General features: G+C 73.3%; 11 protein-coding genes. 8 read left to right on the top strand and 3 right to left on the bottom strand.

The annotated features are described in order from the left end of the window. The first annotated feature begins 168 nt into the window (after window positions 1-168). The 8 genes from AB0N81_RS13660 (at window position 169) to AB0N81_RS13625 (ending at window position 7,620) form a co-directional block, all read left to right on the top strand. Complete coding sequence (locus tag AB0N81_RS13660) at window positions 169-1,005, top strand: SGNH/GDSL hydrolase family protein (protein WP_365357983.1); 837 nt, start codon at window positions 169-171, stop codon at window positions 1,003-1,005. Between the two features lie 224 nt (window positions 1,006-1,229). Further along, window positions 1,230-2,000, top strand: coding sequence for an SIMPL domain-containing protein (locus AB0N81_RS13655; RefSeq protein WP_365357982.1), 771 nt, complete (start codon window positions 1,230-1,232; stop codon window positions 1,998-2,000). Window positions 2,001-2,149: 149 nt separating this feature from the next. Then, entirely contained in the window at window positions 2,150-3,355 is a 1,206-nt protein-coding gene (locus AB0N81_RS13650) for an MBL fold metallo-hydrolase (protein ID WP_365357981.1), read from the top strand. Between the two features lie 421 nt (window positions 3,356-3,776). Continuing rightward, the gene (locus AB0N81_RS13645) at window positions 3,777-5,624 is read left to right on the top strand and encodes an ATP-binding protein (RefSeq protein WP_365357980.1); all 1,848 of its coding nucleotides are present in this window, start codon (window positions 3,777-3,779) and stop codon (window positions 5,622-5,624) included. Window positions 5,625-5,707: 83 nt separating this feature from the next. After that, a complete protein-coding gene (locus AB0N81_RS13640; protein WP_365357979.1) occupies window positions 5,708-6,142 on the top strand; it encodes a roadblock/LC7 domain-containing protein in 435 nt (144 codons plus the stop codon). Window positions 6,143-6,144: 2 nt separating this feature from the next. Then, window positions 6,145-6,516: a DUF742 domain-containing protein gene (locus tag AB0N81_RS13635; protein WP_365357978.1), complete on the top strand. Its 372-nt coding sequence runs from the start codon at window positions 6,145-6,147 to the stop codon at window positions 6,514-6,516. Continuing rightward, on the top strand, window positions 6,494-7,087 hold the full coding sequence (locus AB0N81_RS13630) for an ATP/GTP-binding protein (protein WP_365357977.1): 594 nt from the start codon (window positions 6,494-6,496) through the stop codon (window positions 7,085-7,087). The genes AB0N81_RS13635 and AB0N81_RS13630 overlap by 23 nt, the downstream gene beginning before the upstream one ends. Continuing rightward, window positions 7,084-7,620, top strand: a complete 537-nt coding sequence (locus AB0N81_RS13625) for a GAF domain-containing protein (protein ID WP_365357976.1) — start codon at window positions 7,084-7,086, stop codon at window positions 7,618-7,620. The genes AB0N81_RS13630 and AB0N81_RS13625 overlap by 4 nt, the downstream gene beginning before the upstream one ends. 10 nt (window positions 7,621-7,630) lie before the next feature. Here AB0N81_RS13625 and AB0N81_RS13620 read toward each other — a convergent pair whose 3' ends face one another. The 3 genes from AB0N81_RS13620 to AB0N81_RS13610 form a co-directional block, all read right to left on the bottom strand. Next, window positions 7,631-9,511: a DUF2264 domain-containing protein gene (locus AB0N81_RS13620; protein WP_365357974.1), complete on the bottom strand. Its 1,881-nt coding sequence runs from the start codon at window positions 9,509-9,511 to the stop codon at window positions 7,631-7,633. 43 nt (window positions 9,512-9,554) lie between these two features. Beyond that, window positions 9,555-10,862, bottom strand: a complete 1,308-nt coding sequence (locus AB0N81_RS13615) for a M60 family metallopeptidase (protein ID WP_365357973.1) — start codon at window positions 10,860-10,862, stop codon at window positions 9,555-9,557. 127 nt (window positions 10,863-10,989) lie between these two features. Further along, complete coding sequence (locus AB0N81_RS13610; protein ID WP_365357972.1) at window positions 10,990-13,449, bottom strand: polysaccharide lyase 8 family protein; 2,460 nt, start codon at window positions 13,447-13,449, stop codon at window positions 10,990-10,992. Between the last annotated feature and the right edge of the window lie 74 nt (window positions 13,450-13,523).

Raw genomic sequence — 13,523 nt, 5'->3', positions numbered from 1 at the left:
CGGCGAAAGAGGCTGTGACATGGGGCGAAAGCGGGGGTGCCGTGCGATGAAAGGTGGAACGTGCACTTATTCCGAGTTGGGTGAATCTTGACCGGTGGCTTATCTCACCCACCGTCAACCCCTCCTACGGTGGCGTAGGTCACTTAGGGAGGTGAAGGATGTGGCTTCGTGAGCGCAGAGTCGACAACCTTCATCCACCACCCCAACAACAACCGCGTATTCAACTCCTACGCAGCGGTCGGCGACAGCTTCACCGAAGGCGTGGGCGACCCGGGCCCCGACGGCACCTTCGTCGGCTGGGCCGACCGCCTCGCGGTCCTGCTGGACGACCGTGTACCCGAACACACCTTCCGGTACGCCAACCTCGCCGTCCGCGGAAAACTCCTCGACCAGATCGTCGAGGACCAGCTGCCGCGCGCCAAGGAGCTCGCCCCCGACCTGGTGACCTTCTGCGCCGGGGGCAACGACATCATCCGGCCCGGCACCGACCCCGACGAGGTCGCCGAGCGGTTCGAGCGGGCCGTCGCGGACCTCTCGTCGGCGGTCGGCACGGTCATGGTGACCACCGGCTTCGACACGCGTGGTGTGGCGGTGCTCAAGCATCTGCGCGGCAAGATCGCCACGTACAACATGCACGTGCGTGCCATCGCCGACCGCTACGGCTGCCCGGTGCTCGACCTGTGGTCCCTCAAGACCGTCCAGGACCGTCGTGCCTGGGACGGCGACCGGCTGCACCTGTCCGCCGAGGGCCACACGCGCGTGGCGCTGCGGGCCGGACAGGTCCTGGGTCTCGACGTGCCCGCCGACCCCGACCAGGCGTGGCCCCCGATGCCGCCGCGCGGCACGCTGGAGGTGCGGCGCGACGACATCCACTGGGCGCGCGAGTACCTGGTGCCGTGGATCGGGCGGCGCATCCGGGGCGAGAGCTCCGGGGACCACGTGGAGGCGAAGGGCTTCCGCAACCTCGACACCCTCAAGCTGCACATCGAAGCGGCTGCCTCCTGAGCCGGTGAGCCGCTCGGTGAGTCGCTCACCGGGCGGCGGCACGCTGGACGGCGTCTTCGGGTGAACGCCCGCCGTCGTAAGGGGAGTCGGCCCCGGAGCGGCCGGTCCCGGCACTGGACCGGTGAGGTGACCGGGCGGGAGTGGCGCGGGCGCGGGCGGGCCCGCCGGTGCTGGGATGGCGGCGAATCGTCCCCGCAGGGACGGACCGCCGGAAGGAACCCCCCATGCGCTCAGTACGTTCCGTCAGCGCCGTCGCCGTGGTGCTCGCCGCCCTCGGGCTGCCCGCCGCACCTGCCGCCGCCACGCCCGGCGCCCCCGTGGCGGCAACCGTCCCAGCCTCCGCCCCCGCCCCCGCGACAGTGACCGTGACCGGGGCGGGCAGCGCCTCCGCCGCACCCGACATGGCCGTGCTCACCGCGGGCGTCGAGGTCACCCGGCCGACGGTGGCCAAGGCGCTCGAGGCACAGAACGACGCGGCGGCGGCGCTGCTCGGCGCCGCGCGCACGGCGGGCGTCGACGAGAGGGATGTCAGGACGGAGGACCTCTCGCTGACCCCTGTGTACCGGGGCCAGGCCGGTGCGCCGCCGCAGAACGGGTCCAGGGGCGAGGAGGCGCACGTGATCGGCCACCGGGCCGCGCAGATGTTCTCCCTCACGATCCGCGACATCGACAGGACCGGCGCCGTGGTGCGGGCGGTCGTGGACGCTCCCGGCGACGCGAGCCGTGTCCACGGGGTGGCCTTCGACGTCGCGGACCCCGGGGCGCTGCGTACCAGGGCCCGCGAGGCGGCGTACCGGGACGTCCGGGAGAAGGCCGCGCAGTACGCCGAGCTGAGCGGCCGCCGTCTTGGGCGCCTGGTCTCGCTGGACGAGAGCGGCGGGCGCACCGGGCCGGTGCCGATGCCGGTGGCCGCGTTCGCGAAGGTGGGGGCGCCGGTCGCGCCCGGACGCATCCATGACGAGGTCTCGGTGACGGCGGTGTACGAGCTCCGCTGACGGCGGTCCACGGGTTCGGTGACTGTCGCGCGGGGCCGGCCGCGCCCGGCCGCGCAGGAGCGTCCGAACCCGGCACCGGAGCCCGCGCAGGACGCTCCCGGAGCCGGTGGACATAATGGGAGGGCCTATCCACCCCCTCAGGAGGTCCCGTGTCCCGGTCCCTGATTCCCGGGCTGCGCTCCCTGCGGTCCGCTGCCTTCGGAGCGGATCCCGCGGGTGCCCGGCTGGCCCGGATCCGCAGATCGCCGAACTTCTCCGTGGCCGAGGGGTCCTTCCAGAACCCCGTGGGGGCACGGACCCGGCCCACCGGGTCGACCATGGAGTTCGCGAAGATCTACTTCCGCAAGGAGGAGCGCGTACGCCGCGGCCCGGCCGGCACGGTCCCGGTGCACGCCACGACCCTCGCCGACCTCGCCGTGCCGCCGGCCGGCGGATTGCGGGTCACCTGGATGGGTCACTCCAGCGTCCTGGTCGAGATCGACGGGCGGCGGGTGCTCTTCGACCCGGTCTGGGGCGAGCGGTGTTCGCCGTTCTCCTTCGCCGGGCCCAAGCGGCTGCACCCGGTGCCGGTGCCGCTGGCGGCGCTCGGCCCGGTCGACGTCGTGGTGATCTCGCACGACCACTACGACCACCTGGACATGCCCACCATCAAGGCGCTCGCCGGCACGGACACGGTCTTCGCGGTGCCGCTCGGCGTCGGCGCCCACCTGGAGCGGTGGGGCGTGCCCGCGGACCGGCTCCGCGAGCTGGACTGGCACGAGACGGCGAAGGTGTCGGGGCTGGCCCTCACGGCCACCCCCGCACGCCACTTCTGCGGCCGCGGACTGCGCAACCAGCAGCACACGCTGTGGGCGTCCTGGGTGGTGGCGGGCCCGGAGCACCGCGTCTACCACAGCGGGGACACCGGCTACTTCGAAGGCTTCCGGGACATCGGCGCCGAGCACGGCCCGTTCGACGTCACCATGATCCAGATCGGCGCGTACAGCGAGTTCTGGCCCGACATCCACATGACGCCCGAGGAAGGCGTGCGGGCGCACCTGGACCTCCAGGGCGGGGAGCCGCGCGGCGTACTGCTGCCGATCCACTGGGGGACGTTCAACCTCGCCCCGCACGCCTGGTCGGAGCCCGGTGAGGGCACTGTCGCCGCGGCGCGGCGCGCGGAGGCGGCCGTCGCGCTGCCCTGCCCCGGCGAGCCGTTCGAGCCCGACGCGGCGTCCCTGCCCGGCGCGCTGTGGTGGCGTGGTGTCGCGGTCGAGCCGGACGGCGGCTGGCCGGGGGCGTCGACGCTGGTCGTCCGCGCGATCGCAGGACCCAAGACGGACAGCGGCGAACACGAGACGGCGCCCGTCGCGTAGGACGGCGCCTGTCGCTCGAGGCGACTCCCGCCACGGAAGGCGACTCCCGCCACCAAAGGCGGCTCCCGCCACCAAAGGCGGCTCCCGCCACCAAAGGCGGCTCCCGCCACGAAAGGCGGCTCCCGTCACGTGAGACGCGTCCATCGCGTGACGGGGTCCTCGGGCCCCCTTCTCGTCCCTCTCTAATCGGACCCCCGTGCGAGGTGTCATACCAGAGCGGGACGCTGCACCGCGGACTTTGTCAACTGCCCACCGCACGTGATGCGTTGCCGACTACCGTGAGTGGCCGTCGGGCGACGCAGGGATCACGACGCAGGGCTGACGTCGCGACCTGCCGGCCGGCACGGCGATGCCGCAACCACGCCGCAAAGAGGAGTCGGGCCGACCGCTGGACCCTCGTCGCAACGTACCGAGGACGCAGATGTCTCACCTACGCGCACCGGCCGCCCGCGCAGACCGCCGAGAGGGCGGCCGGCACGGCAGACCCGGCAGCCGGACCGCCGCCGCACTGCCCGAGACGCACATACGCCCGCAGCTCCTGCGCATCGCGGTGCTGCCGGCCGTCGCCGTGGGCCTGAGCGCCTGCGCGGCCGTGCTCTTCACCCTGCGCTCGACCGGCACGCGGCCGGCGCCCGCCCTGCTCGCCGTCCTCACCGTCGCGGCGCTGGTCGGCCTCGCGGGCATCGTGTTCGCCGCCGTCGCCGCCGAGCGCGCCGCGAAGTCCGTGCGCGACCGCGTCGGCGCCCTGCGCCGCACCACCGCGCGCGGCCAGGAGGAACTGCGGGCAGTCGTCGAACAGCTGCGCCGCGGCGACCCGCTCCCGGCCCCCGGGGCGCCGGCCAGGACCCGGCCCGGCGGCGACGAGTTCGACCAGCTCGCCGACGAGCTGAACCGCGCCCACGACGTGGCCATCGGCGCCGTCGTACAGGCCTCCCAGCTCTCCAGCCACGCGGGCAGCGAACAGAAGGTCGAGGTCTTCGTCAATCTCGCCCGGCGCCTGCAGTCGCTCGTGCACCGCGAGATCTCACTCCTCGACGAGCTGGAGAACGAGGTCGAGGACCCCGAACTGCTCAAGGGCCTCTTCCACGTCGACCACCTCGCGACCCGCATCCGCCGCCACGCCGAGAACCTCGCCGTGCTCGGCGGCGCCGTCTCGCGCCGCCAGTGGAGCAACCCGGTCTCCATGACCGAGGTGATGCGCTCGGCCATCGCGGAGGTCGAGCAGTACTCGCGCGTCAAACTGGTGCCCCCGATCGACGGCACCCTGCGCGGCCACGCCGTCGCCGATGTCATCCACCTGCTCGCCGAACTCGTCGAGAACGCCACGGTGTTCTCCGCGCCGCACACGCAGGTCCTGCTGCGCGCCAACCTCGTCACCGCCGGCCTGGCGGTGGAGGTCGAGGACCGGGGCCTCGGCATGCCCCTCGCCGAACAGAGCAAGATGAACCGGCTGCTCACCGACCCCGACCAGGTCAACGTCGCGAGTCTGCTGCAGGACGGCCGCATCGGGCTCTTCGTGGTCTCCGCGCTCGCCCGCAGGCACGGCGTCGCGGTGCGGCTGCAGACCAACATCTACGGCGGCGTCCAGGCCGTACTGATCCTGCCGCAGGAGCTGTTGGGCGCCGAGCAGCAGGCGCAGCCGGTCACCCGGCGCCGCCCGGCGGCCGAGGAGGCGGCACGGGGCGCCGCCGGGGACGTACCGGGCGACGTACACAACGACGTACGCAACGACGTGCGCGGCGGTGCACGCGACGATGAGGGTGACGACGCCTCGCCGTGGCCGCGCGCCGTCCCCCAGGCGGAGCTCGCCCCGCAGCCCCGCCCCGCCCCCGCCTCCGCCCCTGAACCCCACCCCGTGCCGGCCCCGACGCGCCACGCGCACGGCACCCCGCCCGCCCCCCTCCCCGTGCGCGGCGCCCGCCAGGACCGGCCGACGCCCGCCGACGCCACCCCCGGCATCCGGCCCGAGGACCGGCAGGCCGTCACCGAGCACGCCGCCGCTCCGCCGACGCCCCGCAACGGCGCCGTGCGCGGCCGCGTCGAAAGGCCCCGGCTCCCCAAGCGGCGCGCCCAGGAACACATCGCACCCCAGCTGCGGGACTCACCGGCGCCGCGGCCCGAGAACGACCAGGTCGTCGGCCACGACCCCGGCCTGATGGCCGCGTTCCAGCGCGGCATCGGCCTCGCGCAGGCGCAGGACGCGCGTGACCCCATCCCGCGGGAGCGCCCGGCCGACGCCCCGCACGACGGACAAGGACACGGCGGCTGACCAGTACCTCGGGCCCGACCCCGGCACCCCACCTCTGCCCCGGCAGACCTACGTACGTCCGTACCTCAAGGAGTCGATCCACCATGGCGAGCGATGCGCCGACCGGCCATGTATCCGATCTCGACTGGCTGATGAGCGGCCTCGTGCAGCGCGTGCCGCACACCCACAGCGCCGTCCTGCTCTCCTCCGACGGACTCGTGAAGTCGGTGCACGGCCTCGACCCGGACAGCGCCGACCACATGGCGGCCCTCGCCTCGGGGCTCTACTCGCTCGGGCGCAGCGCGGGCATCCGCTTCGGCGACAGCGGGGACGTCCGCCAGGTCGTCGTGGAGCTGGACACCACCCTCCTGTTCGTCTCCACCGCGGGGTCGGGAACCTGCCTGGCCGTGCTCGCCGGGCGCGACGCGGACGCGGCCGTCCTCGGCTACGAGATGGCGATGCTGGTCAAGAGTGTGCGGCCGTACCTGGTCACCGCGCCCCGGCAGCCCGCCGGTGAACCCACGCCGATGAGGCATTGAGCATGGCGGCCCCGCACGACGGGCCCTGGCTCGACGACGCCGCCGGACGGCTCGTCCGTCCCTACACCGTCAGCAACGGACGGACCAGACCGACCAGCCAACTCGACCTGCTCTCCCTGGTGATGGCGACGGGCTCCATCCCGCTCGGCCATCTGGGGCCCGAGCACTCCGCGGCCCTCGGCCTCTGCGAAGCGCCCACCTCCGTCGCCGAGATCGCGGCGCAGCTGAGACTGCCCGCGGTCGTGGCCAAAGTGATCCTCTCGGATCTCCTCGACTGCGGGTCCCTCACCCAGAAGGCCCCGGATCTGTACCACAACCCCACCGACCGGTCCCTGTTGGAGGCAGTGCTCGATGGATTACGACGACAGCTCTGACCCCTTCCCCACCGCGCTGAAGATCCTGGTCGCCGGTGGCTTCGGGGTCGGCAAGACGACCTTCGTGGGCGCGGTGAGCGAGATCGCGCCGCTGAGCACCGAGGAGCTGCTCACCACTGTCAGCGAGGGCACCGACGACCTGTCGGGCGTGGAGAACAAGACCACGACGACCGTCGCCATGGACTTCGGACGGATCACGCTCGACCCGGAGCACGTGCTGTACCTCTTCGGGACGCCCGGGCAGGAGCGGTTCTGGTTCATGTGGGACGAACTCTCCGAAGGAGCTCTGGGAGCGGTGGTCCTCGCCGACACCCGCCGTCTGGAGGACTGCTTCGCCGCCGTGGACTTCTTCGAACAGCGCGGCATGGGATTCATCGTGGCGATCAACGAATTCGACGGCGCCCACCGCTACGAGCCCGAGGAGGTGAGGTCGGCGATCGACCTCGATCCTCAAGTGCCGGTCGTGCGCTGCGACGCGCGGATCTCCAGCTCCGGCATCCAGACCCTCCTCATCCTCGTCAAGCACCTCCTCAATCACGCCCCGGCGGCCAGCCACGGAGCCCACACGTGACGCTCGACCCGACAGGGCGGCTGCTGCTCACCCCCGTCGACACGGAGGCTCCCGCGCGGGTGCGGCGGCTGCGCGGGCTCGGGATCGGACAGCGTCCCGAACCGGACTTCGACCTCTTCGCCGACCGGCTCGCCGAACTGACCGGCGCGCCGTACTCGATGGTCAACTTCATCGACGAGGACCGGCAGTTCTTCGCGGGCCTGCACGCTCCGGAGAAGGCGGGCAGTGAACCGAGTCGCTACCTGGCGCGCGATCACGGGTACTGCCCGCACGTCGTGGTGCGCCGCAAGGCCCTCGTCCTGGAGGACGTCCGCGACTACCCCCGGTTCGCGGGCAACCCCGTGGTGGAGGAGAACGGCGTCCGCTCCTACCTGGGCGCGCCCCTGATCGACCGTACGGGGACGGTGCTCGGCACGGTCTGCGTCGTGGACGTCGAGCCGCGCCGCTGGGGCAGGGAGGGGCTCGACACGATCAAGCGCATGGCGGCGGAGCTGGTCGAGCAGATCCACCGGAGGGAGGACGGCGGAATCTGAGCGGCGCGGGTCAGAGGTCGAGTGCGGTGCCGTCGGGGAAGCGGACACGGACGCGGTCGCCGTCCACGTGGCAGGTGACGGATTCCCGCAGTGCCCGCGGGCGGACCGTGTCCTGTGACAGGGCGATCAGGGTGACGTGGACGCTGTCGCCGCCGGGATGGGCGGCAAAGGTGAGGAAGGGTGTCGCGGAGTGCGGCCCGTACGCGTTGGCCGCCACCTCGCGGGCGATGCCCGCCTCCTCGTCCCAGCCGTACAGGGCGACGACCGCGCTGGTCAGACCCGTCGTCGTACGGGTGAGTGCCCAGCCGGGGCCTTGCTCGGCGTGCGGTCGCGTCTCGTCCGCGACCGCGTGGCCGCCCTCGCGGACGGTCGCTCCGGCGGGCGCCCGCACCCGGTGCACGCGGATCTCCCACGGGCCGTGCAGGGCGCTCGTCGACACGATGGGAAACTCGCCGCCGCCATTCGGGAATTGCGCGTCGTGGCGGGAGGAGGCCGTGCGGCCCTCGCAGGTCAGCGGGTGGATGCGGCGGCGGCGCGTGGGCGTGCCGTCCGGGGCGATGAGCGCCAGGTGGCCGTCGACGGCGCGTTCCCACGCGCGTGGCGCGGTCTCTGGGGCGGTCGCCGTCGAGTAGCCGAACTTGGCGTAGTGCGGATCGTCCTGGGCGGGGCCTTCCAGCGGGTTGTGGTCGCTGCCGTGGTTGACGAGGCGGACGATGCCGTCGTGCCGGGTGCCGTGCAGCAGCCAGCCGGGCTGCGGCAGCGCCGTGTACTGGTCGGATTCCTCTACGGGGAGGGGCCTTTCGCGCTCCGTCCACACGGGGTGGTCGGCGGGCAGGAGCAGGCCGAGGAAGCCCTTGCTCGCCCAGTACGGAGAGGCCGGGCCCGAGTATGCCTGGGTGGCGGGCAGGAACGTCCCGTACCAGCCGAGCGGCAGGAGCCCCCGCTCGTCGGGGACGCCGCGCTCCACGAAGTGCCGTGCCGTGCCGGAGGCGAGGCGCCGGGTGAGGCCCGGGGTGAGCGGGGTGCAGTCGGCCAGCGCCCCCATCCACACGGGTGCGGCGGCCGCGAAGCGGTACGTGAGGGAGCGGCCCTGGTGGACGGGGGCGCCGTCGCCTCCGAAGAAGTGCGGGTAGGCCATGAGGAATCGGGTGAGGCGCTCGCGGTAGACCTCGGCCCGGCCGCCGTCGTCGTCGCCCGCCATCCGGGCCCACAGCAGCGGGTACAGGTGCATCGCCCAGCCGATGTAGTAGTCGAAGTTGCGCCCGTCGCCGTCGCTGTACCAGCCGTCGCCGCGGTACCAGTCCTCGATGCGGTCCAGGCCCCCGTCGATGTCCGACCGGCTGTACGGGGCGCCCACCGAGGCGAGGAACTGCTCCGACACCACCTGGAAGAGCCGCCAGTTGTTGTCCCATGTCTTCGCGCCGACGAATCCGGAGAACCAGTCGACCACCCGCTCCTGGACCCGGGTGTCGAGCTTGTCCCAGATCCAGGGGCGGGTCTCGTGCAGTCCGATCGCGATCGACGCGGCCTCCACCATCTGCTGGGAGCAGTCGGTGAGTTCGGGCCACGCCTCGCCGCTGTCACGGTCCGTGCCCGTTGTCAGACCTCGCGCGTAGCGTTCCACGAGGCGGGTGTCGACCGCGCCGCCCGCTCCCGCGATCCGGAAGGAGGCGAGCAGGAATGAACGCGCGTACCCTTCCAGGCCGTCCGACACGACCCCCGACCAGCTGCCACGCCCCGGCAGGCGGTACTGCGCGAAGCCCGGCGTCGCACAGGGCACGAGGGCGTCCAGCTGACGGTCGGCGAGCGCCTCCCAGTGCGCCCGGGTCCAGCCCGTGAGCGGGGACAGGACACGGTCGGTGGGCGGCAGGGTCAGGTGCGGTGCGGGCATGAGGTCCGTGACTCCTCGGTCGGTGGGGCCGGATCGGGTGACGCTATTCGCGGTAGGTGCCCGCGTCGACCGTGGGCCCGGGCAGGCCGAGAGCGGCGATACGGGACCGGCCGGCCGACGTGACGGGGAAGCGCCATGTGCCGGTGAAGAAGCCGGTGAGATCGCGGCCGGTGGCCCTGCTGGCGTACACGGCGAGGTGGTCGTAGCGGTCGGCGTCGGTGGCGGCGGCCGGATCGTCGGCGCGGATCAGCCGGTGCAGTTCGGGCCAGACCCCTGCGCCGAAGGCGAGGCGCAGCTGCCAGAGCGGGACCAGCTTGCTCCACACGTCCAGGGACGCGTAGTCGCTGCCGCCGTCACGGGCCGCGAAGGCGCGGTCGTAGACGTCCTTGCCCGCGGAGTCCTTCACGAGCAGCCGGGAGCTCTGGCCCAGCGTGCGCTGCGCGGCGAGCGAGTAGAGGTTGCAGGTCACCTCGGTGAGCGCGCCCGGCTTGTACGCGAACTGCTGGTGCTGGTGGCCGAGTTCGTGGTACATGCCCCAGCCGCCGGTCCGCAGCCCGTCCACGGCCGCGATGTACTTCATCGCGGCGCCGGGGTAGCCGGTGTAGCCGTGGGTGGCGTAGGCGCCCACGCCCGAGGCGACCTTGGTGACGTTCACGAAGTGGTACGGCAGCGGGTTGCGGCCATGGAGGCCGCTCGTGCCGCCGAGGCCGCTGAACGAGGCGTGCGAGGCGAGGAGTTGCTCGTACGTGTCCAGGAGCGCGGCATGACTCTCGGCGCGGTACTGCAGGGCGGTGGCGCGGGACAGCGTGACGATGGCGTGCGCGGAGCGCAGCTGCACGTATCCGGCAGTGGTGTACGAGTCCAGCTGGGACTGGAAGGAGGACTCCGACGTCGAGCCGTGCGTGAAGGTCGGCATGGGCACCGAGCCGGCCCCCACGGTGACCGTGGCGCGTTCGCCACTGCCCGTCATCGTGAGGTGGACGGGCCCGCCGTGCGGGTCGGTGACGGTGTTCGTGCCCGCTCTGAGCGTGTACGCGCGAGGGGAGTCGGGGGAGGCGTAGTAGTCGGGGATGCCGACGTGCAGGGTCGGCAGGACACCGTCCGGGGCGGACACGGTGACGGTGACCGCGGTGCCCGCGGGCGCGTACGCCGCCGTGGTGAAGAAGTCACTGGCACGCTGGGCCGCCCCGAGCCGGACCCGCTGGGACTCGGCGGAGACCCGGGCGGTGAGCCGGACGGTGGCGGTGGCCCGCGAGGGGGCGGCGTGGGCGGTGCGGGGGAGGACAACGGCTCCGGCGGTGGCGGCGAGGCCGCCGAGGAGGGTGCGGCGGCGGAGGGGAGTGGATCTCATGCGGTGCACTCCTTCGGGTAGGGACGAACTCCGGTGGGGAAGCGCCCCGAACAGGGGGCACTGGAACTGCGCGACCGGCCCGAACGTGCCCGCGGCCGACGCACTGGCCTTCCGATGGAGCGGAGCGCTACGTCAGCTCCGCCGTATGGGTCCGGCCGCGAGAGCCGCCGACGCGCACGGTGACGACCGGACGCCGCCCCGGCGTGACGGTCACCGTGTCGTCGGCGCGGACCGCCTTCCGCACGCCGAAGGGAAGCCCGACGCTCACGGTCGTCCCCGTGCGGCCGGGATCGGCGACGGCCACGGACACACCTCCGCGCCCGCGCCGCACGAGGACCGTGCAGGGCCCTGACGCCGTGAGGCCCCCGGCCCGGCCGGGACCCCAGAAGTGCGCCGCGAGCACCCCGTCGCGCCGCGCCTCGACCGCCTGCACGGTCGCGTCGTCGGCCACGATCCGCACGGGCCGGGCGCGGGCCCAGGCCGCCGTCGCGGCCGCGCTCGCGCCGGGCAGCAGGACGTAGGCGTACGAGGCGGAGGCGGGGGACACCCCGTGGTCGAGCCAGAGGGTCAGATAGCGGCGCGTCACCGGTGCCGTGCTGCCACCGGTGTCAGCGCCGGTGTTGATGTCCCGCCACGCGCCGACGCGCTCCTCGCGCAGGGCACGCAGGCCGGGGCCGGCCGCGCGGCCGGGGTGGTCGGGGAAGACGTAGCCGCCCGTGCCGTCCAGGTGCGCCCAGCCCGCGTCGGTCAGCCGGGCGGACCAGCCGTCGTGGCCCGGCTGCCGGCGGCCGTCGACGGTCAGCCGTGGCGCGGGCCCGCCGGCGTGCAGGTTGCGGTTCTCGACGATCGTCTCGACGGTGCGCCCGTCGCTCGCGCCGATGTCCGCGCCGAGCGCGACGACGACGTTGTCGAGGCAGAACCACGCCTTGCGGGCCCGCAGGGTGCTGCCGTCGGCGAGCAGTTCCATGGCCGCGGCGCCGTAGCGGGAGTCCAGGACGGCGCCGCCCGCCACGGCGTTCCTCGGGCGGTACGTGCCCGTGCCGCCGCCTGTGCCGATGTCGGCGCGGGCCCGCGTGTCCACGGTGGTGCCCGGCAGCCGGTACGGATCGACGGTCGCCCAGAAGGCGTCGCCGAACTGCCCGAGGTCGTCGCCGCTGTACAGATAGGTCATGCCGTCGCCGGTGTACCAGCCGTGCAGGTTCTCGCCGTTGCCCGCCTCGTAGGCGGCGATGCGCTTGGATGAGAGCGACAGGGCGAAGGCCCAGCGGGGCCGCCGGTGCACCACCCGGTCCATACCGGCGAAGACGAAGTGCCCGGTGAGCCGGTCCGCGGCCGGGACCGACGCGTCGTCGAGGACGGCCCTGGCGCGGGCGAGCGCGGGGATGCCCACGAGCCCCAGGTAGGGCGTGTTGTCGTTGCGGCGGATCCAGCCTTTCGCGAGGGCCCGCCAGCGCCGCGCGTACCCGGCAGGGGCGCCGGACGCCAGCTGCAGGATGTGGGAGAGCGTCGCCGCCCCGTCGTTGTGGTCCCGGGCCTTCTCCCTGGATGTCGCCCGGCCGCGCACCGCGTCCATCATCAGCCCGTCGAACACCACCGGCGCGAACGTCCGGTCCACCGCCTCGTACAGCACGGACGTCCTCGGGTCGGTGACCGCCCACGGGGAGTCGGCGAGCAGCGCGATGAGCTGACCCGTGCTGCCGAGCAGGACACTGCCGTACGTCCCGGTGTACGCGACGGAGCCGTGCTGCACGAACGACCCGTCTTCGTAGAAGCCGTCTCCCGAAGTGACGTACTTGAAGAGGCTGTTCCTGCCGTTGTCCCGCACGTCGGACAGGCCGTCGCGGGCCCGTGCGACCGTGGCGGTGTCCCGGGTGAGCAGGCCGCGCAGGGCCACGATGACGGCCTTGTCGGCGCGGTTGGCGCCGGTCTCGGCCAGCGAGGGGGAGTTGGTGCGGCGGTCCGGGTCCGGGCAGAACTTCGCGACCGTCGCCGTGTACGCCGCCAGGTCGTCGGCGGGCATGCGGGCCCGCAACAGTACGCAGGTGTCCATGAGCGCGCGGGGCGCCCCGATCTCCCAGAACCACCAGTTGCCGGACTCCGGGCGGTCGGGGCGGTAGCCGGTGGAGTGCAGGAAGCGCAGTGCGCCGAGGAGGGCGTCGGCGGTCTCAGCGCTGCCGCTGAGCGAGGTGCCGGGCGTGGCCCAGGCCGTCGCGAGGGTGCGCAGGCGGGTGTAGCTCTGGCCGAAGTTGCCGGGGTCCGAGGCGGGGGAGAGGTCGGGCCACAGCGCGGTTCTGTCCGCCGTCCGGTCCAACTGCCGCCACCAGCCGGACGCCTGTGCGTCCAGCGTCTTCAGGGCCGCCGCGAAGTCCGGGTCCGCGGCGTCGAAGTCGCCGCCGGTGAGCTGCGCGGCGGCGCGGGCGAGCAGGGTGTCGTACGCGTCATCGGGCCCGGCCGTGACCGGGGCGGCCCACGCCGTACCGCTCGCTGCCGCCGTCGGCGCGACGGCGGCGGCCGCCCCCGCCGCGAGGAGCGTGCGTCGGCTGGGTCCGGTGGAGTCGGCAGCAGGCGTGGGCGCAGGCGTGGGCACTGGCGCGGACACTGGCGAGGGCATGCGAACTCCCAGAGGTGTCGGGGGCACATGAGGCGATCCCGCGACAGCAT

The sequence above is a fragment of the Streptomyces sp. NPDC093510 genome (assembly GCF_040683555.1).
Taxonomy (GTDB): domain Bacteria; phylum Actinomycetota; class Actinomycetes; order Streptomycetales; family Streptomycetaceae; genus Streptomyces.
This window is presented reverse-complemented; position numbering and strand designations above follow the sequence as displayed.

Excerpts from the sequence above, each read along its gene's own strand:
- AB0N81_RS13655 (WP_365357982.1), top strand. The coding sequence starts at position 1,230 with ATGCGCTCAGTACGTTCCGTCAGCGCCGTCGCCGTGGTGCTCGCCGCC.
- AB0N81_RS13645 (WP_365357980.1), top strand. The coding sequence starts at position 3,777 with ATGTCTCACCTACGCGCACCGGCCGCCCGCGCAGACCGCCGAGAGGGC.
- AB0N81_RS13640 (WP_365357979.1), top strand. The coding sequence starts at position 5,708 with ATGGCGAGCGATGCGCCGACCGGCCATGTATCCGATCTCGACTGGCTG.
- AB0N81_RS13635 (WP_365357978.1), top strand. The coding sequence starts at position 6,145 with ATGGCGGCCCCGCACGACGGGCCCTGGCTCGACGACGCCGCCGGACGG.
- AB0N81_RS13630 (WP_365357977.1), top strand. The coding sequence starts at position 6,494 with ATGGATTACGACGACAGCTCTGACCCCTTCCCCACCGCGCTGAAGATC.
- AB0N81_RS13620 (WP_365357974.1), bottom strand. The coding sequence starts at position 9,511 with ATGCCCGCACCGCACCTGACCCTGCCGCCCACCGACCGTGTCCTGTCC.
- AB0N81_RS13615 (WP_365357973.1), bottom strand. The coding sequence starts at position 10,862 with ATGAGATCCACTCCCCTCCGCCGCCGCACCCTCCTCGGCGGCCTCGCC.